Annotated in this window: 17 protein-coding genes and 1 pseudogene; 12 read left to right on the top strand and 6 right to left on the bottom strand. The window is 48.1% G+C overall.

Going from position 1 to position 25,819, the window contains the following annotated elements; genetic code table 11:
* The first annotated feature begins 98 nt into the window (after positions 1 to 98).
* Both ACTQ3A_RS11760 and ACTQ3A_RS11755 read left to right on the top strand, forming a co-directional pair.
* Complete coding sequence (locus tag ACTQ3A_RS11760) at positions 99 to 2,087, top strand: DUF2207 domain-containing protein (RefSeq protein WP_441494939.1); 1,989 nt, start codon at positions 99 to 101, stop codon at positions 2,085 to 2,087.
* Between the two features lie 71 nt (positions 2,088 to 2,158).
* Complete coding sequence (locus ACTQ3A_RS11755) at positions 2,159 to 3,883, top strand: ABC-ATPase domain-containing protein (protein ID WP_441494938.1); 1,725 nt, start codon at positions 2,159 to 2,161, stop codon at positions 3,881 to 3,883.
* Positions 3,884 to 4,034: 151 nt separating this feature from the next.
* On the opposite strand, the gene nadA is transcribed toward ACTQ3A_RS11755, so the two are convergent.
* Entirely contained in the window at positions 4,035 to 4,952 is a 918-nt protein-coding gene (gene nadA / locus ACTQ3A_RS11750; protein ID WP_441101087.1) for a quinolinate synthase NadA, read from the bottom strand.
* A 481-nt stretch (positions 4,953 to 5,433) separates the two neighbouring features.
* On the opposite strand from nadA, the gene ACTQ3A_RS11745 reads away from it, so the two are divergent.
* The 6 genes and pseudogenes from ACTQ3A_RS11745 to ACTQ3A_RS11720 all read left to right on the top strand — a co-directional run bounded on the left by ACTQ3A_RS11745 (position 5,434) and on the right by ACTQ3A_RS11720 (position 10,475).
* Positions 5,434 to 6,819 carry an L-aspartate oxidase gene (locus ACTQ3A_RS11745; RefSeq protein ID WP_441101088.1) on the top strand — a complete coding sequence of 462 codons (1,386 nt, stop codon included), beginning with the start codon at positions 5,434 to 5,436 and terminating at the stop codon, positions 6,817 to 6,819.
* Positions 6,820 to 7,138: 319 nt separating this feature from the next.
* On the top strand, positions 7,139 to 7,990 hold the full coding sequence (gene nadC, locus ACTQ3A_RS11740) for a carboxylating nicotinate-nucleotide diphosphorylase (protein ID WP_441101098.1): 852 nt from the start codon (positions 7,139 to 7,141) through the stop codon (positions 7,988 to 7,990).
* Between the two features lie 278 nt (positions 7,991 to 8,268).
* The gene (locus tag ACTQ3A_RS11735) at positions 8,269 to 8,826 is read left to right on the top strand and encodes a transcription repressor NadR (RefSeq protein WP_441101089.1); all 558 of its coding nucleotides are present in this window, start codon (positions 8,269 to 8,271) and stop codon (positions 8,824 to 8,826) included.
* A 41-nt stretch (positions 8,827 to 8,867) separates the two neighbouring features.
* Positions 8,868 to 9,152 (top strand): TIGR04076 family protein, encoded by a 285-nt coding sequence (locus tag ACTQ3A_RS11730; RefSeq protein WP_441101090.1) that lies wholly within the window; start codon positions 8,868 to 8,870, stop codon positions 9,150 to 9,152.
* Positions 9,153 to 9,914, top strand: a pseudogene (locus ACTQ3A_RS11725) (PrsW family intramembrane metalloprotease); the annotation flags it as partial.
* Between the two features lie 90 nt (positions 9,915 to 10,004).
* Positions 10,005 to 10,475, top strand: a complete 471-nt coding sequence (locus ACTQ3A_RS11720) for an N-acetyltransferase family protein (RefSeq protein ID WP_441101099.1) — start codon at positions 10,005 to 10,007, stop codon at positions 10,473 to 10,475.
* 129 nt (positions 10,476 to 10,604) lie between these two features.
* On the opposite strand, the gene ACTQ3A_RS11715 is transcribed toward ACTQ3A_RS11720, so the two are convergent.
* Positions 10,605 to 13,121: a YfhO family protein gene (locus ACTQ3A_RS11715; RefSeq protein WP_441101091.1), complete on the bottom strand. Its 2,517-nt coding sequence runs from the start codon at positions 13,119 to 13,121 to the stop codon at positions 10,605 to 10,607.
* 390 nt (positions 13,122 to 13,511) lie between these two features.
* Positions 13,512 to 14,303 (bottom strand): 4,5-DOPA dioxygenase extradiol, encoded by a 792-nt coding sequence (gene ygiD, locus ACTQ3A_RS11710; protein WP_441101092.1) that lies wholly within the window; start codon positions 14,301 to 14,303, stop codon positions 13,512 to 13,514.
* A gap of 365 nt (positions 14,304 to 14,668) precedes the next feature.
* Between ygiD and ACTQ3A_RS11705 the strand changes: the two genes are divergently transcribed.
* The gene (locus ACTQ3A_RS11705; protein ID WP_441101093.1) at positions 14,669 to 15,034 is read left to right on the top strand and encodes a winged helix-turn-helix transcriptional regulator; all 366 of its coding nucleotides are present in this window, start codon (positions 14,669 to 14,671) and stop codon (positions 15,032 to 15,034) included.
* Between the two features lie 169 nt (positions 15,035 to 15,203).
* Here the strand turns inward: ACTQ3A_RS11705 and ACTQ3A_RS11700 are convergent, their stop codons facing one another.
* On the bottom strand, positions 15,204 to 16,646 hold the full coding sequence (locus ACTQ3A_RS11700) for a helix-turn-helix domain-containing protein (protein ID WP_441494937.1): 1,443 nt from the start codon (positions 16,644 to 16,646) through the stop codon (positions 15,204 to 15,206).
* A 553-nt stretch (positions 16,647 to 17,199) separates the two neighbouring features.
* Between ACTQ3A_RS11700 and ACTQ3A_RS11695 the strand changes: the two genes are divergently transcribed.
* The gene (locus ACTQ3A_RS11695; protein ID WP_441494936.1) at positions 17,200 to 17,421 is read left to right on the top strand and encodes a hypothetical protein; all 222 of its coding nucleotides are present in this window, start codon (positions 17,200 to 17,202) and stop codon (positions 17,419 to 17,421) included.
* 187 nt (positions 17,422 to 17,608) lie between these two features.
* Entirely contained in the window at positions 17,609 to 22,669 is a 5,061-nt protein-coding gene (locus ACTQ3A_RS11690; RefSeq protein ID WP_441495329.1) for an InlB B-repeat-containing protein, read from the top strand.
* Between the two features lie 929 nt (positions 22,670 to 23,598).
* On the opposite strand, the gene ACTQ3A_RS11685 is transcribed toward ACTQ3A_RS11690, so the two are convergent.
* Positions 23,599 to 24,102, bottom strand: a complete 504-nt coding sequence (locus ACTQ3A_RS11685) for a hypothetical protein (protein WP_441494972.1) — start codon at positions 24,100 to 24,102, stop codon at positions 23,599 to 23,601.
* On the bottom strand, positions 24,087 to 24,878 hold the full coding sequence (locus ACTQ3A_RS11680; protein WP_441494971.1) for a DUF1295 domain-containing protein: 792 nt from the start codon (positions 24,876 to 24,878) through the stop codon (positions 24,087 to 24,089). Before ACTQ3A_RS11680 ends, ACTQ3A_RS11685 begins: the two co-directional genes overlap by 16 nt.
* A gap of 189 nt (positions 24,879 to 25,067) precedes the next feature.
* Between ACTQ3A_RS11680 and ACTQ3A_RS11675 the strand changes: the two genes are divergently transcribed.
* Positions 25,068 to 25,631, top strand: a complete 564-nt coding sequence (locus ACTQ3A_RS11675) for a TetR/AcrR family transcriptional regulator (RefSeq protein WP_441494970.1) — start codon at positions 25,068 to 25,070, stop codon at positions 25,629 to 25,631.
* Positions 25,632 to 25,819: the final 188 nt, after the last annotated feature.

Below are 25,819 nucleotides of genomic sequence, written 5' to 3'. Positions count from 1 at the left end.
TCAGGTTTGCCGGGATAGCGGTTCGGCTGTTTTGTCCGGCTGCATGACAGTCCGATGGATATTTGACAGTCAGATGAGATGACGGGAGGGTCAGATTTATGCGTATACTGCCTGCAATCAGAAAATGGGCACATATCTGGGCTGTGGTGCTGGCGGTCTTGGCTTTGCTGTTTGTCCCGGCGGTTCCGGTTCATGCAGAGGAGGGAACATCGGCAGGTACCTCCGCATCATCGGATCATGCCGCGGAGACGTCCGGGGCGTCTGCCGATGCGTCGGAAGATATCATTGCGCAGGAGACGGAATATTATATCAAATCTCTGTTTGTGGATATCACGGTGCGGGAGGACAACGTTTTTGACGTCACAGAGACTTGTGTCTATGATTTTATACAGCCGCATCACGGCCCGGTGAGGGAGATTCCGGAAAACCATTACCGGTATTATGCGGATGGAACGAACTGTTATGTGATTGCGCGCGTTTCGGATTTTCAGGTGACAAGTCCGGACGCGAATACCGACGTCAGCAAAGAGAACGGCGCATATTATATCGGTTCGTCCGATGAGACCTACACGGGAGAGCACACCTATGTGATGAGCTATACCTACAGCATCACGAGTCCGGACCCGCTGGAGGATGCCGATGAGCTGTACTACAATATTGTCGGTACGGGATGGGCATGCCCGATCGAATCGGTCTCCTGGAAGATCACGATGCCGTCTTCTTTTGATGCCGGAAAAATCGGCTATTCTGTCGGAACCTCCGGAAATGCAGGATATAATCCGGATCAGCTGACCTCGTCTGTCAACGGGCTTGTGATCAGCGGTTCCTATAATACGGCACTGTATCCCTACGAGGGAATTACGATCCGCTGTGAGCTCCCGGAGGGATATTTTGTGTTTTATTCGCACAGAACGGCGGCGTGGACCGCGATCGTGATTCTGCTGCTGATTCCACTGATTGCTGTTCTGCGGAACTGGAAGCGCAGCGGACGGCGCGCGGTGCCGGTTGTGAATTTTTATCCGCCGAAGGGTATGAATCCACTGGATGTCGAAGAAATATGGAACGGCACAACGGAACATAAGGTGGCTCTGATTCCGTATCTGGCTGACCAAGGCTATTTCACGATCGAGGAGCCGAAAAAAGGTAAGGTCCGCTTCAGGCTTCAGAATAATGATTTCACGGCATTGAAAAAAGACGAGAGGGCGTTTCTCGAGGGAATGTTCCCGGGCAAGAGAGAAATCGGGACGGTTTCCTCTGTCAGTGATCTGGAATACAAGTTCAACAGGACGCTGGACAGGGTCGGCGAAATGCACAAAGAAAGTGCTGAAAGGCAGATCCGCGGCAGGAACTTGAGAGGACTGATGTATCTTCTCGCATTCGTCGAGATGACGCTCTGCCCGGCTGTTTACACGGCCTATGTGGTCTATATGGATGACATGGGCAGCGCCGTATGGTTCGGCATGATCGCCGTGGCTGTCATGGTATTCGGTATGATTATTGTGTACCAGAAGGGAAAATACCAGGAGCACCGGAAGAAGAGCGTGGCGGTGATGGCTGTCAGTACAGCGTTTCTGGCCGGCCTTTTCCTCTTTACCTGCCGGCTGTATTCGATACCTGCCGCACTAATTATGCTGTGTGCAGGATTTCTGAGCTTTCTTGCGGCGGACCGCGCGGTGTACCGGACAGAGGAAAACCTGAAGTACTATGGCGACGTGCTCGGCTACCGGAATTTCATTGAGAAAGCGGAGCTTGAGCAGCTGAAGATGCTGAGTCGGGAAAATCCGTCGTATTTTTATTTCACGCTGGCTTACGCATATGTATTCGGCCTGGAGAATAAGTGGATCTCGCAGTTTGAGAAATACAATATTCCGGTTCCGGAGCCGACGTGGTATTACGGATATCGTCCTTTCGTTTTTACAACGTTCCGGGAGGATTTCGGTCATGTGATGCAGGCATCATCGACAGCGCTGAGCGCAGCCCCTCCTTCCGAGAGCGGTGGTGGTTCGGGTGGCTTCTCCGGCGGCGGTTTCAGCGGAGGCGGCTTTTCCGGAGGAGGATCCGGAGGCGGAGGCGGCGGAGCGTGGTAAGAGCAGGATCCTGAGAAACGTGGATAATGAGCGCGGTCTGTACGGACGCACAGGAAAGGAATATTTGTATAATGCAAACGAAAAACGAACTGCTTCGCGCATTGCGGAGCATTGATCACCGGGGATATCCGGCGTATAAGTCACTGAGAGGGAGCTACGATTTCGGCAATTATGTGCTGCATATCGTCCATGTGCAGGGAGATCCTTTTGCCAGTCCGTCTGAACTGGCTGTTACGGTGAAGGCGCGGGATGCGCAGTGGCCGGCGGCATTCTGCAGCAGATATGAGACGAGGGTCGCTCTTCAGGATATGATTCTGCGGCGCTTCAGTTCCAGGCTGCGCGAGGTGTCGGGAAAGGCCGGCGGATCGGGAAAAAGCGGAAACATGAGTGCCAGCCGGCCTGGCCAGGAGATTCTGGACAGAAGCGCATGCCAGCTTGGCGGAGATGGCGATGTGACGCTCCGTTTTTATGCGGGATTTCCGGCCGCCGGGCGGACAGTGCTGGCAGGTGAGCTTGAGAAGATGCTTTTTCACTTTCTTCCGGATATTGTCCGGGATACTGCCGTTGCGGACGCATGGCAGGAGAAGATAATCAGAGATGTAATAAATCTTGCGGAAGATCAGGCTTTTCTCAGAAGCGAGCTTGACAGGCTGTCACTGTGTGCCTTTGTCGCAGACGGTGCCGTTCTTCCCAGAGAGAGCGGAATCTCGCAGAAACCGCTGAAGGATGCACTTCCCTTTCGTTCTCCGGAGGAGGACAGGATCACTCTGAATCTTCCCCATCATGGAACAATCAGCGGTATGGCAGTAAAGAGAGGGATCACACTTATCATTGGCGGGGGCTACCACGGAAAATCCACGCTGTTAAAAGCCTTGGAGCGGGGCGTTTACAATCATATCGCGGGAGACGGCCGGGAATATGTTGTGACGGATGAAACAGCGGTTAAGATCCGGGCGGAGGACGGGCGCTGTGTGAACGGCGATGACATCTCGCTGTTTATTAACCGGCTGCCGAATGAAAAGGACACGACTGCATTTTTTACCGAGAATGCCAGCGGAAGCACTTCTCAGGCGGCTTCCGTTGTAGAGGCTATGGAGTGCGGATCGAGAACGCTGCTGATGGATGAGGATACCTGTGCGACGAATTTTATGGTGCGGGATGCTTTGATGCAGAAAATTGTTTCAGCAGACGAGGAGCCGATCACACCGTTCTCTGACAGGATGCGTGCGCTGTATGAGAATGCCGGCATCAGCACGGTTCTGGTAGCGGGCAGCTCCGGCGCGTTTTTCAGTCGTGCAGACACGATCATTCAGATGGACCGCTACGAGCCGAAGGACGTGACAGAAAAGGTGCGGAGAATTGTTCCATGCTTCTCCGGTTCTTCTCGTGAAGAAAAGGATCGTGGATCTGGCGCCGCTTATCGTCCGGATCAGAGCAGACGTTTTCCGCGTCCGGGCAGTGATTTTCAAGAACAGAGAGGTCGTGTAAAACATAAAAATCTCGGGACGGAAGGGTTTGTGATCGGACGTGGGGAGACGGACCTGAGGCTGGTGGAGCAGCTGGCGGACCGGGAACAGAGCGAGTGCCTTGCCCGGACATTTTTGCTGATGGCAAAAGGAGAGATGAACGGACATGTGAATGTGCGTTCGCTTGTAAATGACTGGGAAGAAACCTTCCGGAAAGAAGGCTTCGGGATGTATGGAGAACACGGTCAGGTTTCCGGAGACATGGCGAAGCCCAGGAAGGAAGAACTGGCGGAGGCAATCAGTCGCTGCAGAGGGCTGGTGTGGAGGTAATCCGGCCGGGCGGATGGACTGGTATGGAGAAATTCCGGCCGGGCGGATGGACCGGAACGGAGATAATTTGCCGGGCAGATGGACTGGTATGGAGATAATGTGTCCGGGCGGATTGAGCCGCCCGGATCGAGCATGAAGTTTTCACGCTTCTTCAGCCGCCCAGCTCGATCATGTGATCGATGCATTTCCGTGCATTGCGGATGGTCTGAGCAGTGAGAGTAATTTCGTCACCGCCGATTCCTTCGACGGCATGGAGCACATCCGGAAGAGTGGTCATCTTCATGTTGTGGCAGACACATTGCTTTGAGAGCAGATAGAAACGCTTTTCGGGACAGGAAAACTGCAGGTGCGAGACTATGCTGCTCTCTGTACCGATGATGAATTCATTGGCATCGGAGGATTCGGCATATTTCATGATGCCGGTAGTGCTGCCGACGTAGTCGGCGAGATCCACGACCTCCTTCCGGCATTCAGGATGAACCAGAAGCAGAGCCTTCGGGTGTGCGGCGCGGGCGGCCAGCACATCCTGTCTGGTCATTCGCATGTGAGTCGGGCAGCCGCCCTGAATCATATGCAGTTTTTTGTCCGGGAGCTGTTCGGCAATCCATCCGCCCAGGTTGCAGTCCGGAATGAAAAGCATTTCCTTTTCAGGCATGCGCCCAATGATCTTCACAGCGGATGACGAGGTGACGACGACATCACAGACTGTTTTCAAACTGGCTGTGGTGTTTATATAGGCTACGAGAGGAAGTCCGGGATTCGCAGCTTTCAGCTGGAGAGCCTGGTCGCGGTTCATCTGCATCGCCATGGGGCAGCCGGCCATCGGATTCGCCAGCAGGACTTTTTTGTCCGGAGAAAGTATCTTACAGGTCTCTGCCATAAAACGGACTCCGCACATCAGAAGAGTGCTTTGCGGCGCTTTTGCTGCCTGCACACTCAGACCATAGGAGTCGCCGATGAAATCTGCTACCTCCCAGATATCATGACTCTGGTACGCGTGTGCCAGAATACAGACATCCTTTTCGCGCTTCAATTCTATAATCCTGTCCTGCATTTCTCTCGTTGTCATGATAACTATCCTTTCTCATTAATATACTGTATAAGCTCTTTGAAAACGCAGACAGGATCGTCACGCGCGAAGCGTGTGTAAGAGACTGTATGCGATTTCGAAGGCAACAGGTATGAGGATGAAGCGCGAACGCGCGAAATCCGAATACCTGTAGGATTGCGGGAGTGCGAAGCACGGAGCAATCCGTAGCTTATACAGTATGTGTCACGACTTATCGTACGAGGTGTACTGTATAAGTCCAGTCGCAATGTTCTTTGCCCACGGGGAGCTTGCTCGCCACAGTCCTTCTTGAAGCTTTAAGCTTTATAGTTTTCTGAAGTTACAAGTCAGGGAAGTTTCCTGCCCGCAAGTATAACACGATCTGAAAATGTGTCAAGACATATGTAAATATATGACTTGTCATGTGTAAAATCAAGTGCTATACTCCTCTGCGAATAGTTTGACAGAGAATCGCGGCTGACTGCCGCAGAAAGAAGAGACTATGAAGAAGACAGACATACTGATCGTCGGCAGTGGCTGCGCAGCCCTGTATTTTGCACTGCAGGTTCCGGAGAACCGGAAGGTAATGCTCATAACAAAGGCGGATTTTGAAAGCAGCGATTCCTATCTGGCGCAGGGCGGAATCTGCATGCTACGCGATGAGGCAGATTATCAGTCGTATTTTGAGGATACGATGCGGGCGGGACATAACGAGAACGATCCGGTATCAGTGGATATCATGATCCGTTCATCTCAGGATGTGATTCGTGATCTGATCGGATACGGAGTCCGTTTCGCCAGGGATGAGAATGGAGCTCTGGCGTTCACGAGAGAGGGCGCTCACAGCCGGAAGCGTATCCTGTTCCATGAGGATATCACGGGAAAGGAAATTACGAGCCATCTCATGGAGGCAGTGCGCCGCCTGCCGAATGTGACGATGATGGAGTATACAACCATGGTGGATATTGTAACAGACGACGATCCCCATGGTGCATCAGGGCATCAGAAGGAAGACGCGGCGGGCAGATGCCGGGGCGCGGTCGTTCGCTATCCGGACGGAAAACTGGGGATCATTGAGGCAGATTACACAATCTTTGCGACGGGCGGTATCGGCGGGCTCTACAGTCATTCGACGAATTTCCGTCAGCTGACGGGCGATGCGGTTGCAATTGCGCTGAAGCATGGCATTGAGACGGAGCATGTGAACTATATCCAGGTGCATCCGACAACCTTTTACTCGGGACACGAGGAGGACCGGAGCTTCCTGATTTCTGAATCTGTCCGCGGCGAGGGAGCGAAGCTCTATGGGAAGAATATGCAGCGCTTTACGAATGAGCTTCTTCCGCGGGATCTTCTGACACAGGAGATTCTGAAGCAGATGAAAAAAGACGGGACGAAGTTTGTCTGGGAGGATCTCAGGACGATTCCCCATGAAGAACTCCTCCGTCATTTTCCGAATATTGTTCAGCATTGCGCGGAGAACGGCTATGACGTGACGAAGGAATGCATACCGGTGGTTCCGGCACAGCATTATTTCATGGGCGGGGTAAAGGTGAACCATGAATCCGGGACGAGTATGCCGCATCTCTATGCGGTCGGAGAATGTGCCTGCAACGGAGTTCACGGAAAAAACAGGCTGGCATCCAATTCTCTTCTGGAGTCCCTTGTCTTTGCAAAGCGGGCTGCGCGGGACATGATGAATGACTACGAGGGAATCCGTGACAGTATGCCGGATGTATCCCTTGCGGAATACCGGGATCCGTTGTCTGTTGAGAGGCGTTACGCAGCCATGATCCGGAAGGAGATTGAAGCGGAGGGAGGACCCTCTTCCGTCAGGATCGCTTATCGTGACAAGTTCGCAGCGGAACCTGGAGCGGAAGCCGTATAATTGCCGTACCAGGTGATGCGTCGTATACCGTTGCAGAAATTGCCGCGCGAGTCGATGAGGCGCATGGCGGTGCAGATGCTGTGTTGTACAGATGAAACCGGTTAATATGAATGAACCCGGTCATGCGAATGAATATAGTTATACGGATGAAGCCAATCCTACGAAGAATTGAGTAGGTGAAAAGCACATACATATCCTGTGGATGAAATTGCAAAAGCATTGAGCATGGAGTAAAATTCTATAATACGGCAGTGAAAACGGTGCGGCACGGGGATATGACATTATTGTGCGACAGTCAATAGTGGAGGAAAAGGAAATGTTGGATCCGATTACAATGAAACTGCAGGTCGATCCGCTGATCGAGAGCGCGCTCAGAGAGGATATCACAAGCGAGGATGTCAGCACCAACTGTGTGATGCCGGAGGCAAAGATCGGAGAGGTGGATCTGATTGCGAAGGAGAAGGGAATCATCTGCGGACTTCCCGTTTTTGAGCGGGTGTTCACGCTTCTGGACCCGAAGACTGAGGTGGAATTCTTCGTTCGGGATGGGGACGAGGTGAGAGAGGGAATGCAGATGGCGAAGGTGCGGGGAGATATCCGCGTGCTGCTTTCCGGCGAACGGACGGCCCTTAATTATCTTCAGAGAATGAGTGGTATCGCGACCTGTACCCGTCAGACCGCTGCACTTCTTGAGGGCACGGATATCTGGCTTCTCGACACACGGAAAACCACGCCGAACAACCGTATCTTCGAAAAATACGCGGTTCGCGTGGGAGGAGGTCACAATCACAGGTATAACCTGTCAGATGGCGTTCTTCTGAAGGATAATCATATCGGCGCAGCGGGAGGCGTCAGACAGGCTGTTGAGATGGCCCGCGCCTATGCGCCTTTTGTGCGGAAGATCGAGATTGAGGTGGAGAATCTGGATCAGGTCCGGGAGGCTGTCGATGCCGGCGCTGATATTATTATGCTTGATAATATGAGTCACGATCTCATGGCTGAGGCAATGCGGATCATTGCCGGAAGAGCTGAGGTTGAGGTTTCAGGCAATGTGACCCGGGAGAAAATCGCTTCGCTGACGGATCTCGGAGTCAATTACATATCGAGCGGCGCACTGACACACTCCGCTCCGATTCTGGACATTTCCATGAAGCATCTGCATGCAGTCTGAAGCTCTGACGTACAGAAATACAAAGATGATGGAATTTTTCATGCTGAAGGCATCTGCATGCGGTCTGAACCTCTGACGTACAGAAACGGCGATCCGATAGTTGTACTTCAGAATGGATCAGAAGCAATTTATATGCGGAGAAGCGAGAAAATTTTTTCAGAAGCAATGGAACAGGATATATATTTTTCCAGATGCGATGGAACAGGATATTTTTTCAGATACGATGTAAGAGGATATATACTCTCTCATATGCAATGAGCAGGTAAGGCAGGTGAAACATGTTGACGGGTACAGAGCGCCGTGAGGCTATTCTGGATATTTTGAAAAAAAACGAAGGGCAGGTTTCCGGAGGTGCGCTTGCAAGACGATTTTCTGTGAGCAGGCAGGTGATCGTACAGGACATAGCTCTGCTCAGAGCAGAGGGACAGCCAATTCTTTCTGCCGCGCGGGGCTATGTCCTTGACCGGAAGGAAAAGTCGAAGCTGAGCCGCGTATTCAAGGTTTGTCACACGCCGGAGCAGGCGTGCGAGGAGATGAATCTGATCGTTGACTGCGGTGGAAGAATCGAGGATGTCTTCGTTTATCACAGGGTGTACGGGATCATTCGTGCCGCCATGCATATCCGTTCGCGTCTGGATGTGAAAAAGTATGAGGAGGAACTTTCCGGAGGAAAAAGTTCACCGCTGTCCGGCATCACATCCGGGTACCATTATCATACCGTGACTGCGGACAGCGAGGAGACGCTGGATATTATCCAGAGGGAACTTGCGGATCACGGATTTCTGGCAAAGCTGCAGGACTACGAGCCGGTGGATTTCTGGTCTAAAAGGAGTTAGAATATTCTCCAACACAGAAAAAATTATCCGGGAGGTACGATATGGCAGAGAAACGACCGAAGATCAGGATCACAGTGATTGACCGACGGGGAAAGATGGGATGCCACCGCGGACATCATGTGGGTGAGGTGTTTGATTTTGACGAGGACAGAGGGAGGATCTGTCCGATGGCTATGCACTGTGCCTTCCCATATATCGACATCCTTCGCTACGGCGGAAGCATTCCCGGACAGCCTGCGGGGACCGCGGAATTCTGCTGCTCTGACGCAGATACCATCATGGTCTTCCGGGCAGAGATTGCAGAGACGGGTGAAGGGGAGAATTGAATGAATGAGAAGAAACAGAGACGGCAGCTGATTGTGACCGGTGTACTGATTCTGCTGGCAGGGTTGGGAATACTCATCAACGAAGCAGATTTCATGGGCAGCAGTCACACGAAGGTGCTTCAGTATCTGGAGGTATACAGCGCATTTCTTCCGCTTCTGATATATATTGTACCCTTTGGGATTTTTGTGAAACAGATCGGTGCAAAGGGCGAGATGAGCAGCCGGGAACTGCTGATGGCGGTTTTCTGTGGAGCATTCATTACAAGTCCGTTTGCCGGAGAAGTGAACGACAGCTTTGATAATCTGATGAAATCCATGATGGGACATTCCTATTCCGAGGCGTGGATGGGCTCACTCGAAGCGGGAATTGCAGAGGAGCTTCTGAAACTGGGCACAACAGCACTGCTGGTGTATGTGTGGAACAGAAAAACGTTCAGACAGTACCTTCTTATTGGAATGTGCGTGGGCATGGGCTTTCAGATCGAGGAAGATATCTCGTACATTACAGAAAGCGGATTCAAAAATGTAAACGACGCGTTTCCGACGGCACTGGATCGAATCTCCGGCGCGCTTGGGTCGCACTGGTGCTATGCCGCAGTGACCGCAGCCGGACTCTATCTGATTGTCAGAGCCAGCGGAAGAAACCACAGAAGAAAGGGTATCGGCTGGATTCTCCTCGTTATGGCAGACCACTTTCTGTATGATTCTCCGATCGGAAATATAAATTTGTTCAATGCGGTTTTGACAGCGGCGGTCGTACTGCCTGTGGTCATTTTTTTCAGAAGTCCGGAAGTGTATGCAGCCAGAGCATCAGAGACTGGAGAAAGTGGGAAGATGAATAGTTACACAATGGTGAAGATCAGAAGAGCCGAGGATAAGGACATACCGGCATTGCTGAGGCTGCTGAACCAGGTGCTGGAGATCCATGCCGGTATCCGGCCGGATATTTTTATTCCGGGAACGACGAAGTACACGGTGGATGAACTGAGAGAAATTTTGAAGGATGACAAAAAACCGGTTTACGTGGCGGCTGACGGGCAGGATCATTGCGTTGGCTATGCATTCTGCCAGATGAGGGAGCAGCCGTTCTCCAACAATATGGTTCCATTTACCTCACTGTTCATCGATGATCTGTGCGTGGATCAGAGCGCGCGGGGCAGACACGTGGGCGAGGCGCTTTTTGAGCATGTGAAGCAGGAAGCGAAAAAAATGGGCTGCTACGAGGTGACCCTGAATGTATGGGCAGGCAACACTTCCGCGGAGAAGTTCTATGAAAAAATGGGGATGAAGACCAAGGAAAGTCAGCTGGAGTATATCCTGTAATGTGAAGCAGGAAGAAGGACAGCTGCAAGAAGAGGATCTCCGGCTAAAGGCCAGACCAGAAGATTCTGCCGGCTGCAGGAAGTAAAGCCGATAGATTCTGCCGATTACTGGAAGGACAGCCGGGAGACTCTACCGGTTACAGGAGGCAAAAGACCGGCGCAGTGCTGCTCTTCTCCGCTTTTTCCAGTCAGATAGGACATACAGAATCAGTGCGCACAGGGATATAAGACTGACCGCCGCTCCGGCGGAAAGCCCCGGGGTCGTGTAACGGAAGGAGATTCTGTGTGCGCCGGCGGGAACGCGGATCAGCATCATGCCGCCGGAATTGATGATCTCTGTCTGCTGTCCATCTATGAATGATTTCCATCCTCTGTCGTTCGGGACAGAGAAATAGACGAGACTGTCACTGGAATAATCACTGTCACAGACAAATCCGTCAGAGGTTCTGCGGAAATTTTTCACGGCGCGGCTGGAATCACTGGCGACACGTTCCGCAGCGACTTCCTGAAGCTCGCCGTCGGTCAGATCAACCTTCTTTCCCGGACTGCTCTTTGAGAGATTATCCGCCTCACGTCCGGAAGGACTGTAGCCCTCCTGATCGCTGTCAAAGACAAGCCCTGCATTATCGGAGGGATCTAAATGACTGTTTCCGGCGGAGGCGGTCCGGGCTGTCTCCAAATCCGTCTGAATGGCGTCCAGCGCATCGCGATAGGAAACACAAGGGGCCAGATCGCTTACACTCTTGCGGTCATCGGGCTGAATCACAGCTGCCCGCAGGAGAACAAGGCCTCTTTCACTCACATCAATTTTCTTCAGATCACGCTCTGTGATCACCTGATCGACCGCAAAACCGATCGGGCAGGCATTCCTTTCCACAACATAATAATTTTTTCCATTTACCTGATACGTCCGGAGCGGTGTTCTCCCCTTCGGGTCCGTTGTTACATCGTATTTGCCGCCGAACAGCTCGGCCAGGCCGGCGTAGGAGGTCTTGTCCAGTCTGCGCGCCTGCTTGTAAAAGTCAAACAGACTGTCAAAATGCACGATGGAATCCGAAACCGTAGAACTGAAAATGCGCAGACCGGATGCTCCCTCTGAATAAAGCATCATGTTCTCATCGATGTAACGGTACTGGTCGTCAATCGGCTCAAGCTGACTGTAGAGACGTATCTTCTGCGTGCAGGTCTCGCGGATTCCGTCTGCGAACCGGTAATAGCCAAGCACATATGCAGTGGTGAGAAGGGCAAAAACAGCAGTCCAGGCGGTGATGGACAGACAGAAATGGCGTGCGCCGGACGAAAGCCTGCGCAGGATGAGCAGGCCGGCCAGAGACACGGCAAAAATCAGGAAAAAGAATCCTCTGTGGCAGACCAGGCTCTTTTCGGAGTCGCTCCATTTCATGAGATTCAACGCGAGATAATAGACGACAAGAACGGCCATATTGACGAAAAGAGCCGTTTTCAGCACGTCGTTGTTTTTTTCTCCGGCCCGCTGTTCCAGCACAACTGCAGATGCAGACGCCATCAGCAGGATCAGCATATACCACCAGCGCTGATTGGCTTCTGTGAACAGAAGAAACGCAGAGGTCAGAAGGGGAGAAAAGGCAGCCGCTATGAGAACGAGCAGCATTCTGGAGAGCCAGTCGCTGCGCTTTTGGTGCAGGTATGCAAGGACGCCGCTCATGCCGATCAGAGGCAGGTAAGCGGAGGTGGATGTCCACCTCTGGTTGTACACGGCACTGCTGTCATACATTGCCTCGCCCGGGAACAAAAAACCCTTGAGCAGATACAGGAGCATTTTCGGCTCGGGGAAGAGCTGTGACAGCAGGAGCTGAATACTGCTTCGCTTGTTTCCGGAAATGAACAGGATGTTCGGGAGGAACAGGACTCCGGCGATCATCACGCCCCAGAGGCCTGCAATACCGCAGAGGAGGAGATTCCTGAGGGTAAGCCTCAGATTCCTTTCTCCGTATCGCAGAAAGAAGTAGAGAAGCAGAAAAACAACCTGTCCGACAAAGAAAAAATAGCTGTTGAGGCAGGAAAGTGCCGTCACAAGGATGAAAGGCTTTCCGTCACGAAGACGGCATTTTCCCGATTTCATCATCCGGTCAAATTCCAGAAGGAGCAGAGGAAAGAGGATTGTGACATCGTGGAAGGTGTAAAATTCGAGATTTACGGCCTGATAGCCGGAAAACGCGTAGAGCGTCGATCCGATCACGGCGTAATTGTCATCGCGGGTGAACTGACGGATGTAGAGGAATGATGTTATTCCCGCGGCAATATATTTCAGAATATAGAGCCACCCCATCACACACGGCGTGGCGCTTACCGGGAACAGCATCGTGATCCAGAAGGAAATGCTGCCGAGACCGTAAAAACTGTACGCACCGACAGTCTGAGTTCCGAGGTCGATTCCCCATGACCACGACTGACCGTTCAGAATGGCCTTGTGCATCCCGACACTGAAAGGAATTGCCTGCGCATTGTAATCTCCGCACAGCGTAAATACTCCTTTATTCATCAGAATCAGCCAGAGGAAGGACAGAAGTGCGACAAGGGAGTTAACGGCAATACATCGCCCGAGTGCTCTGTCTTTTTTCTCCGGACATGAGGATAACGATTTTTTGAGGTCAATTTTTCTGAACATAAGCCATCCCGAAATTTTAAAGCACCATGTTCCGCAGACGGGTGTCAGAATATTTATAACTCGCCGCGGCACTTCGCTGATCATACCGGTTGTCTTCGAAATCGCATCCAGTCTCTGATGCGCGTTTCGGGCGCGCCGAGGCCGGAGGCTTCATCAGGTAGTACGCTTGATCTCCAGTCTCTTACGTGCGTCTCGGGCGCGCCGAGCCCTGTCTGCATTTTCGAAGAGTTGATATGTAATGCCTATATTATAGACAGGATGGAGGCCGAATACAATTAATTCGGCGTTAAATGATCGGAGATGACGGTTTGGAATCTAAGAATGGTTATCTGAAGACAGGAACGCCTGTATGCCGTAGAACATCTGGTGTGTTGTATGCCTGCCTGATTATTAATTCTGCTCAAGACCGAACGCATAGCCGGTCATCGCGATTGCGCCGAGTTCACAGTGGTTGTTGAAGACCTGTGGTTTTTCACCTTCGGATGCACCGAGCATGTAGAGGAGCGGAAGAAAATGTTCCGGTGTAGGAGCGGCATATCCGGCGTTCGGTACGGATTCATATGCGATCACGCGGTCATCCTGGCGATTCCGGACATATTCCGTGATTGCCTTATTAAATGCAAGACATTCCGGGGATCCGTCCGGGTTGTCCCAATCTACCAGGCGCAGATTGTGTACAACGTTTCCGCTTGCAAGGATCAGATAGCCTTCATCACGAAGGGGCGCGAGTGCTTTTCCGAGATTGTAGATTTCATCCGGGGAAAGCGTGCCGTCAACGGAAAGCTGAACGACCGGGATATCCGCCTCCGGGAACATATGACAGAGCACGGTCCAGGCACCGTGATCAATGCCCCAGTCATCGTTGACGGACACCCGGTTACCGAGAAGCGCGGCCACGCGTTCGGACAGGTCAGGATATCCTTTGACCGGATATTTGAAGTCATACAGCGCTTTCGGGAACCCGTACATGTCGTAGACCTGTTTTGGATTTTCCGTGCTCTGCACAAAAGTTCCCTTTGTATACCAGTGTGCGGATACGGCGAGGATTGCCTTCGGTTTTCCGAATTGTTCTCTGATTTGAGAGCCGATGCTGTGCAGACCTTTCGTCACAGATGTGTTCTCCAACGCCAGCATTGGACTTCCATGGCCGGAAAAAATAACCGGCATTCTTTTTTTATTCATAGTACACCTCCGTAAATTTCATTCAAGATCATCAAATGCTGTCAGGGACAAATGTTTTTTGCCCCGAGATGAGGCCGGGAACTGCTTCGTTATTTTGAGGCTTCTTTTGAAACTCTCCGACCTCATCGAAGATGGATAATGTCAGGAACGTGAATAATTCATACTCATAAGTTTAATTATCCGAGTTGCGAAAATAATACGACCATAGTAGAATGCAGTCAAGCAGGATTTTTTCCTTGAGCAGGTATGTTTTGCTTGAGTATTCAATCCGCCGCGTGAAGCGGGATCGGGAATGATGAATGAAGGAATTGCTTCTATGAGACGGAGCAGCAGGTCGGTATTGGTATATAAGAGCAGGTGGTATCATGAAAAAAGAAACATGTAAAAGAGCAAATCAATTCGGTATGTGTCCGTATGCGACAGCGCAGCAGCTGTTGTCGGGGAAGTGGGCGATTCTGATTCTGCATGCTCTCGCGGGCGGGCCGAAAAGGTTTAATCAGCTGCAGAAGGAAATTCACATTACGCAGGCTACTCTTGCAACACATCTCAGGAATCTGGAGAAAGAGGGGCTGTTGACCAGGACGGTTTATCCGGAGGTGCCTCCGCGGGTGGAATATGAGCTTACGGAGATTGGGTACGAGTTCAAACCCGTTCTTGACAGCATTGAATTGTGGGGAAGAAAGTATATCAGGCATCTTGAACAGACGAACTCGTCTTCTGATCGGCTCTGATCCATGCAATAGTTATCTCTGTTGAGTCAGGGAAAACAGTCTGAACTACCCGGGTGTCCGCTGACAGTGCCGGGTAGTTGGAAATGGCCTATCAAGTGGAAATCACTTGTTTGACCACAAACGGATCAGTGTTATCATTGCGTTTATATCGATATTCAATTCCCATTATTCATCGAAATTGCTCAATGATTTTTTGAACCCTCTGTTTTCCCTCACTGAAAGGCATGTAGATCCTGTCATCCAGATTCGAAAAATAATCCCAGAAGCAGGAGGTAGTCGAGGGCTCCTTGGAAAAGAAAATATGATAGCTGTTCTCGCGGACGAGCGATATGATGAAGAATGTTGGCGATGAAGTGAGAGTGAGCCCGGAGTTCACCAGACAACTGTCTTCTTTCAAAAAATGTACATTGTCCGGGGAGAGGCTTGCCAGCCAGCTCCGGACAATCTGCAGGCGATCTTCCTTTGAGAAAGGTGTGTAATACGCCTCCGGAATCTCATGGATTCTACCGGTAGCCAGGAATTGGCGGACACCGTCGATTGACACGATGTCTTTGGTAAGGTTGCGTATGTGTTTTCTCCACCAGGTCAAATAGGTGAGATACTGCTCGACAAAGGGGCGGATTTCTGTATGATCACGGCACATGTAGCGTTCGCAGATATCGTTGGTCAGAAAGGGTGTCAGACAAGGCTGAGTGCCGATCACAATCTCTCTGCTATGCGGTACTGTTTTTTCAGCAATACTGTAGTATGACTGGAAATCTTCAATGATCCTGGATGGTGAGTCCGGGCGAATGACCATTGGCCGCGACTCTTTCATTAGAGAATCAAAGTGCATATTGAGATCGGCGATAAATCTCGGATCTTTTGTGAAGATACCGGTCATTGCTGTGTCACCGTTACCGAAAAGAAACGCACAGCTGTCTGTTACGATATAACTTGACGTGAGTGGCCATTTTTCCTGCTCTACATAGTCCGTGTAATAATAGTAGGAGGTATATCTGTCTGATCCAAGTGCCAGTTGCAGAGTGTTCTGCAGAATGGACAGATTTTTCCGCATGATGTCTGCATAATGGTCACCTCGCTGTCTCATTCGGATGATATTCTGGATTTTCGATTGATTTGCCGATTTTTCCGCAATAGAGAGACACTCCAGAATATGAGGGTCATCCGGCTGAACGACAGCATGGATGGTCCCTTCGTCAGCGGTCGTCAGGATGGCGAGCAGAACCTGCTGAACGTTCAGGTCGCCGCGTATGTAGCTTATGGAATGGTCAAGCAAGCTGTCCGGGAGTCTCTGCTCGAACATATAGGATTCTGTTGCGTCCGGCGTGATACGGAAATGCTGCAGCATTGTCTCGATCTCTTTCCAGAGTGCGATACGCTCCTTTCCGAAGTGTTCGATGCGCCAGTAATCGCGCAGCTTGTGGCGGTCCTCATTTGACATATTCATATAATCCGAAATCAAATCCACAACACCGGGCTCGGACGGCAGCCTTGACCCGCGCACATACTTATAAATATTTGGTCCGATGCCAGTGCCTTCGCCCAGCTCCTTCACAGAAATGCCCGATCTTTTTTTGTAGACATTGATTAAGTCGCTAAAATCACTCATTCTGTCCCTCCAATTCAATGCCATTTTCCCATTTCAGCTACAGTGTTCACGTTGTAATCATGTCTTGCACTCTGTATCCTGCAGGATTGACATCTTCTCTCTCTCTTTATTAAGTCTGATGTTTTCATTTTCTCTATCTATTAAGTTTGATGTTTTCATTCTATTAAATCCCTACATGGACAACAATATCATATTTTGAAAACCGCCTGTCCAGACGATTGTCCAATTATATCGGAACAAGTTCAGCTCCTTTGAGCGGGATAGTAAGCTGACTCTTTTCGGACACTTAGTTGGACAAGGACAAGGATCTATCTTTATTGTGAAAACATTGCTTGAAGAAATATAATAGTCTTAAAATCCGTGCTGGATACAGCGGTTTAGGTGAAATTACGGTGCGGATGACGATTGCCGGGGGTAAATAAATCTGAATGGCGATTGACAGAAGGCGGCGAAAAAAAAGAGGAGGGATGAAAAATATGAGGTATAAACAGACGCGGTTGGAATTGACAGTGCATCTGCAGAAGAGGAAGCAGTCTCTGAATCGCAGAATAGTGTGAAATCGGAAGAAGAGGCTGATAGCCAAGAGTCTGGAGCATATTCAATTCCAGAGGACACAGACGAAGAAAGCATTATTGCGACAGAATCAGATAGTCAGCAGGCTGTTTCTGTCACACAAAACGATAATGGAGTAGATGAGGCATGGGACAGCGATAAGCCTTCGATGGGTGCAACTGGCGGTGCGGAACAGGACTACACACAAGGTCATGCAGAGTGAAAAAGGTGACGTTCTGTTTTATGTTCTCAGAATACATTTTTTTTCATACCGGATACGCAGAAATGCTCATGACACTCGGCTTCATTCTGAACTGAGGAATGTTGAATAATCCTTTATTTTATAGGAAAAATTACTTGACTTTATAGGGATTAAAGGAAAAATTACCTGATTTCATAGGGAGGGTGGAATGTTAAAGAGAAAACTTTCGGTGATCTTTTTGGTTGTAATTATGGCAATAAGTATTTTTCCAGGAGAAATTGTTCCTGTATTTGGTGATGTAAAAGAAAACAGAATATCTAATCTGGAAGAATTCAATCAATCCGGCGACGGAACGCAGGAGAATCCTTACAAAGTGAATGATGTTGATACTTTGTATGGCTTTTTGGATAAAGCAAAAGGAGACACCTCCAAAAATAGAGAACCATTTGACTTTTCTAATTCGTATGTTGAACTGGATGCGGATATAGATGTCTCTTCTGATTTTTCAGCATGGACATATGAAACTAAGCCTGACTCAGCGTATATATGGAGCGGGATTCCTAATTTTAATGGTACATTTATAGGAAATCATCATTTTATATCGGGTCTGTACATAGAGAACAGTTCAGGTAATCTTGGCTTCTTCAATAACGTTAATGGTGGGAGCATTTCTGATTTTACACTGAAAAATGTCTTTTTAAATGTCACTCGACATGGTGAGAAAGCTTCAGAATATAACGCCGGTGCGATAGTGGGCACGTATAATGGTGCGGGCATATCAAACTGCGGCGTATATGGTAAAGTTTGTGTCAATTCAACAACAGTAGTGGATGGAATGAACATTGCTGGATTAGTGGGGTACATAGGTAACAAGAACTCTTGCACTTTGAGCAATTGCCTTTTTTCCGGAGATATCTTTTTAAATAATAATTCTTCAACCTCTGTTTCTGGATGTGTAGGAGGTTTAATTGGTTCATGGGGATCAGATTGGAATAAAAAACAAAATGTTAAAAATTGCGCTTCTGACGGAAATATAAAGGCAGAATCATTTAATCGCGTTGGTGGTCTTATTGGGGAAGCTCAAAACATTAATAGTAGCAATGAGGGAATAAGTATTACTAATAGCTGCAACTTTTCCAATGTTGATGGCGGCTATTATACTGGTGGCTTAATTGGCAAAACAGAGTGCCCTAGATCTTTTAATGGGTGCTTCAACAATGGAAATATAAGCGGGAGTAACGCTGTGGGAGGAATTTGTGGCTATCAAGAAATTGATTTTAATGATGAATACGTAAATGACTGCTATAACAGAGGTGATATAAGTCTTACTGAAGGTATTTCAACACAGGGCGGTAGCGGAGGAATTTTTGGAGATATAAGAACAGGGAGTGTAGGACAAGTACATCTTAATAATGGCTATTCTTTCGGAAATTTGACAGGAAATTATGCGGGGGCTTTGGTTGGCAGTTATGGACTTGGGGGATGGGCCCTGCAAGGATTTGAGTTTTCTAATTTTTATTATTTTCAGGGTCAGAAAGCTTTTGGCAGGCGTCAGGGAGATGAGAGATGGAGTTCCTTTAATCAGATTGTTGCATTGGAACCGAGTCAATGTTTAGATCAAAATCAATATAAAGGGTTTGATTTTGATAAGACATGGACTATGGGATCACAGTATCCTATCTTACAGTGGAATGATAACATAGAATTTAAAATGGTTCATTCTTTTCCTGTAATAAAGGATGAGCAAAGCGCTCGTGCTTTCTTATGCTTCATTTTCAATAAGAGCGCCAGTAATATGGAAAAAATATCAAGCCAGGATAAATATTTAAAGCTAATAACCGGAAACTATGATGGCAAAGATGACGATAAATTTTTGACAGCATTATCACTGATTCAGATTATCAATAATAATATTGGACAGAATTCTGTAAATGCTGGTGAGTCTAAAACAAAATCCACAGAAGCTTTGATTGGCTTTTTACAGGATAGGTTCGGGGTTAATGCAGAAAGCGATAATTTAGCGCAGGCTATTACTGATGAATCTGTCGACAATTTAAAATCCGGTTTAAAACAAACTATGCTTGGATTAGCAACTTTGGAAGATGAGGGTATATCTTCATCTGTAACAGGTGCTCTTTCTGTAGTAACAACTAATAGAATGCACCATGCAGGATGTTGTATTGTTCCAATTGTTTCTGGAAATATGGATTGGATAACAGAAACAATGTCTAAGGTTGGCGATGCCTGGGGTAAAAAGGACATCTTAAAGAATTATGCCAATGATTTGGGAATAGCAGTTTCTTCCTTGAATGTGATTATGAATTCGGAGTATGCCGGCAGATACTCTTATTTTAATCAGTATCTTAGCCTGCGTAAAACGTTTGGCTATGATTGTGAAGAGGCTTTTGAATATGCTAAGGAAGCAACAAAGTTTATCGATACTGATAATAACTGGCTTGCAGGCTTGATACCTTATTTGACATTAGGACAGAAATCAAGCTGGATTAGCCATACTGATATTATTGATGAGTGGGCAGAATATACATATCAGCTTCAGCAGGCTGTATACAATTCTTCTACAACGCTAGTTGCCTCACCCGAATTTAAAAATTTTACCCATAATCAGATACAGTGTCCTGTTGATGTGGATGTCTTAGATTCATCAGGCAATATAGTTGCCTCTATAAAGGATAACAATATTGTTCGATCTGTACCCGATGAACTGCGCGATCAACTCATTGTGATGGTCGCCGGGGATACCAAACATATCTTTATAAATGAAGGAAGTATTTTTAAATTAAGGCTTACAGCTACTGATTCCGGCACGATGAATTATTCGAGTTCCTATGTGGCAGATGGTAAGGAGAGCATCGTAAACAATATGTTGGGTGTAAAACTGGAAGATGGAGAGAAGTTTTATGTTCCTTATCAAGAACCAACCCAGGAAGAAACATCCTATTCGAAACTTGAAAAAGAGGGCGGAGAACTTGTGCCAATCGAAAATGAGGAGGCACCACTTTATAAAACAAATGTCACTGTTGAAGGAAAAGAATATGGTATGGTTTACGGCCTTTCTGAGAAGAGAAAAGGAGCAAACGTTATTCTTCAGGCTGTGCCTAATAAGAATTGCTATTTTCTTTCATGGAAGGAAAATGGAAATGTCATTTCTAAAGATCCCATGCTTCAATTTACATCACTTAGAGATAGAAATTTAACTGCAGTCTTTACAAATAAGCAGAAGCAGAGTAAACCTCAGGGATTAACTGGGGATGGCGGGATTTTCGGAACAACTTCTTCAATGGAGTATAGGAAGCAAGGAACAGGTGAATGGCAGCAGTGTGAAGTTGGCACAACGAAGGTAGAAGCTGGCTCATATGAAGTACGATATAAGGAAAATGAGGAAAAACGTGCTTCTGATTCTGTAGTAGTGGTGGTCAGGGCTTTCGTTAATGTATTGAACACCACTGAAAATGGAAAAGTAATTCTATCTTCAGAACCGCAGATAACCGGAAGCAAAGTAAGCTTCACTGTTAAACCAGATACTGGATTTGAAATAGGAGATATAAGTGCTAAAGATGCTAACGAAAATGTTGTTGCTGTAACAGGAGAAAATGGAACCTACAGCTTTGAGCAGCCATCGGCAAGTGTAACAATCACAGTAACATTTAAAAATGCTGAGGAAACGAAAACTACAGTAATCGATCTGATAACTCCTACAGAGAATGGTAGCGTAAATCTTTCTCCTGAAACTCAGAAGCAAGGAGAAACAATTACGATTACAACTAATCCTAGCGCTGGTTATGAAGTTGATGAAGTCAAAGTCACAGATAGTCACGGAATCACGGTACCGATTGTTTACAACGGTAACGACACATACAGTTTTACGCAACCAAATTCTGTGGTGACGGTATCTGCATTGTTCAAGAATAAAACTGAAGCTTTTGTTATTGATGAGATAAAGCCGACTGAGAATGGAAACGTGACGCTTGTCTCTGATCATCAGAAGCCAGGCGAGGCAGTAAATATCACTGTCATGCCTGATACTGGGTATAAATTACAGGATGTTTTGATAACAGATGAAACTGGAAACAAGGTGCCTGTTACAAAGAATGATGATGGCACTTATAGCTTTACACAACCAGAAACAAAGGTGACCATATCAGTATCATTTGAAAAGCAGGATGATTCGAAACCTTTTGAGGATAATAAAGTGGTTGACGAGATAGCGGCTACTGAGAACGGCAGTTTGGTCCTTTCTCCTGAACTGCAGAAGACAGGAGAGCTAGTGACCATTATAGCTAAACCGAATTCTGGATATGAGGTAGATAAGATTTCTGTGACAGATGAGAAGGGTAAAGAGGTACCGGTAACTCAGAATACTGATGGCACATATAACTTCATACAGCCAGAGGGCACTGTGGCTGTTGCTGCAACATTTGGGGAAGAAGAGAAACCGGCTGTAAACAACACAATAAAGCCTACCAAGAACGGCAGCTTAGTCCTTTCTCCTGAACTGCAGAAGACAGGAGAGCTAGTGACCATTATAGCTAAACCGAATTCTGGATATGAGGTAGATAAGATTTCTGTGACAGACGAGAAAGGTAAAGAGGTAACAGTAACTCAGAATGCCGACGGCACCTACAGCTTCACACAGCCGGATAGCACTGTGACGCTCTCTGCATTATTTAAAGAGAAGCTATCTGTAACACCAGTTATTCCACCCACACCTTCAAAGGATGACGACGAGAAGATGCCGTTCACAGATGTGAGAGATAATGATTATTTCTACAACGCAGTAAACTGGGCTTATAAGAACAACATTACAAGCGGTACTACTGGAACATCTTTCGGACCTGGTGAAATCATAACCAGAGGCCAGATGATTACTTTCCTTTGGAGAATTAACGGCAGCAAGAAGGTTGATGCGAATCTACCATTTAAGGATGTAAAGAAAACTGATTATTTCAATGATGCGGTGTGCTGGGCATACAAGAACAAGATTACATCCGGCACAAGCGTGACAACGTTCAGCCCGAATGTTTACTGCAAACGAGCGGAGATGATCACATTCATTTGGAGAATAATGGGTTCAGAAAAGATGGAAGGCGCTAATCCGTTTACAGATGTGCAGAAGGAAGATTATTTTGCTGATGCCGTTAACTGGGCATATAAGAAGGGTATTTCGGCTGGAACGAGTAAAACTACATTTAGTCCTAAAGACGACTGTAAGCGGTGCCAAGCGATAACGTTCCTGTATAGGATGAAGTAAAAATGACGACTCCCTGGAATTTGGCGAACTTCAACTCTTTGAAGGTAAGGACAAGCCCTTTGGAGAAGTCGAATATATCTAAGGTTTTTTCAACTTCTCCAAAGGAGGCTTGGTATTGATGGACAAGATCACATCCGACGTTTGCCGTCGACAATGACTTGATATCATTCAGGCCTGTAATGCCAGTGGTCTTACAAAAAGGCCTAGTGTGAACAGAATGGTATCAACATTAAAAGCTTTTATTACTGGCAGCAACAGTTGAGACATGAAGCTTACGATGTACAATCTGTCGCTCTGTCTCCGGAGTCCGAGGCTACTTTTGCAGAGATTGCGGTTCCACCATCTCCCAAAAACATTGTCGATCAGACGATGACGGATTCGGCAACAAGTTTTTGTCCGGATGCTGTCATTCGAACCTGTACTTTGACAATCGAAGTATCGAATCATGCATCCAGAGAGGTACTCTCACTTATCCGATCGGTGATGAAAAATGGTACGTGATGTTTACAATCTGCAAAAAATCAATATCGCGTGTGGATTATACTCAGATTTTTTTATCCTCATCTTTATGAATAGAGGGTGATATTGCTGGACTCAGCAAGTAAAACTATGAAGATAAAAAGTTAGTATAAGCTAAGGCAAACAATCTAAATCCGTTCCGATACTTCGAACTACTCTTGACTGAGATACTCAGGTACCAGGAAGACACAGACAGAACTTTTCTGGAAAAGTTGGAACCATGGTCCCAGGATCTGCCGGCGGAATGCCGGAAACAACTTAACTGACAACACTCAGCTGCGAGAAATGGCAGCTGAGTGTTGTCAAGGTAAGGATTGTTTACCGCTTACAGATGTAGTGCCACATTGAAAAAATGCTGAGATACGCATTATTATCCCGAGATCGGAACAGGATGCCATGCCTGGTCTTCGTCAGAACAAAATCCCAAGCAGAAAGGAGAGCTGTGTGATTCCATTGACCATCTGTTCTTTCCAGTTTGATTTTGCGTTTCTTCTGTCCAGGCGTTTTGCGAAGAAGCACAGAACAAGGATGCCTGCGATTCCCGCGAGGAAGAAGATGCAGGATGGAAAGGCTGTTGCATGATGCAGAACCGCTGTCAAGGACCAGCGGCTCCGGTTTACAGCGAGTGCCAGGAGCATCAGGGCAAATCCGGAAGGCATGAGAAAACGCATCTGCCGGTTCAGAAACGGCACATCGATTTTTTTGAGTGCGATTACAAATTTCCAGCCTGCCTTCAGTGATCCGGCGAGGATAACCAGCACAGCGCCGATCCGGAAGAGCAGACTTGGAAAGCGGCAGGCGAGAACGCCGGCGTTGATGCTGAAAAAGAGTACGGGTATGCAGTCTGTCAGCGCCATGGACAGATGGAATCCTTCCGGGATGTTTGCGCTGCCTTGTATCATGCGACCAGCCATTTGTGCTCCTTTACCGAGTAGATGGGGAGAAACGGAATCATGATCGGAGTCGTGGATTTATATTTCCGATATTCCGGGTCATTGCCGTAGTTCTTGTCCTGACGGATTTCCAGCCGGCGCGCTCCTCCGAACATCACGTAGATAATTCCGGCATAGCCGAGAAGAGAACAGATCCATTCGGCGGGATTGTGATATACGTTGAGTCCGGAAATAAAGACACCGGTCCAGAAGATCATCTCGCCAAAATAATTGGGGCAGCGCACGATTCGGAACAGACCCGTATCGACAAAACGTCCCGGGTTCTTTTTCTTTGCGCGGTTTTTCTGCAGATCCGCGGTAGTTTCCAGAAGCAGACCGGTCAGAGAGATCAGGAATCCGATCAGGCAGAGAGCATCTGTGCCCTTATTGTCCTGAAGCCGGAAAAGAACCGGGGATGTCTGCAGAACGTAAAGAACGGCTGCGGAAATCCATATGCCGACTTTGGCCGCAAAGGACACACTTTTATCGGATTTTACCTCTCCCTTCATCCGGCGGGTGTAGGCGGTTTTCAGGTCGCGATACGCGAGATATCCGGCGAGCCGGCAGCCGTAGACGATGAAAAGCACGGACTGCAGGATGGTTCCGGCACTCAGACTCCCGGAGAACAGGCACAGGAGGCCGGCACCGACCAGGGCGACAGCAGCTCCGTATCCCAGGGAAATGAACCATACATATTTGCGGAAACCGCAGGAGCTGGCCAGAAGGGCCAGAAGCAGAAGAATCAAAAACTCTTTCATAAACAAAATCCTTTCATTTGTCGCAGGCGAAAACCCACTGCCTTTAGGTTGCCGTTCGTTGGCACAGACACCTGCTGATGATCTTGACAGGCTATTTTTGAATGGTGCATATTTAATGATAGCGACAGGTGTCGTTATTTTCAATTGATTTCTTTCGGGAACGAGGAAACTGCAACATTCAGAGAGGAAGTGTCGCTTTTCTTGAGGAGAAAAGATCTGGACCACAGTCTGATACAGAGTTATCTGACGGAGGCGTTGTTGCAGCTTATGGGGACAAAAAATTTTTCGGATATTTCTGTTGGTGAAATTGCGGAGCGGGCGGGGGTTCACAGGGCGACATTCTACCGGCATTTCAGTTCAAAGGATGAAGTCCTTCGATGTGCTCTGGCACGGATGCTCCGGGAAACAGAGGGAGACAGGAAACTGCTTGAAACGGATTTCGCCTCTTTTATCCGCCCGGTGTTTCAGGCATTTTTCGACAACAAAAATCAGATGCTCCGGCTGTACAAAGCCGGTTTATCGGGTCAGATCCTGGATGTTCTGAAGGAGTATTTCCATTTTGATGAGATTCCGGATATGGTCGTAAATGGTGGGGATGGTGATGGCGCATCCGGTACAGGTGAAACCATAAATATGGAAAAATACAGGATGGCCTACCGGACAGGCGGCATATATTCCTGCCTGCTTCTGTGGTTTTCTCACGATATGAGGGAGACGCCGGAGGAAATGACGGAGATCGCTGTGTCGCTGTGACATTGTAATCCGGTGAGTGATGAGTGTGGACGATGTGATTCAGTGGTTGATGATTGTGGACGATGTGATTCGGTGAGTGATGATCGTAGAAGATGTGACCTTTTGCGTGATGGCAGGAAAGAAATTTTGAAGCGCTGGGCCGGCTGTGGAAAACTATGCGAACCGGGGCCTGTCTCTTATACACATCT

It is taken from the genome of Bilifractor sp. LCP21S3_F8 (assembly GCF_052117805.1).
GTDB lineage: Bacteria > Bacillota > Clostridia > Lachnospirales > Lachnospiraceae > Bilifractor.
This window is presented reverse-complemented; position numbering and strand designations above follow the sequence as displayed.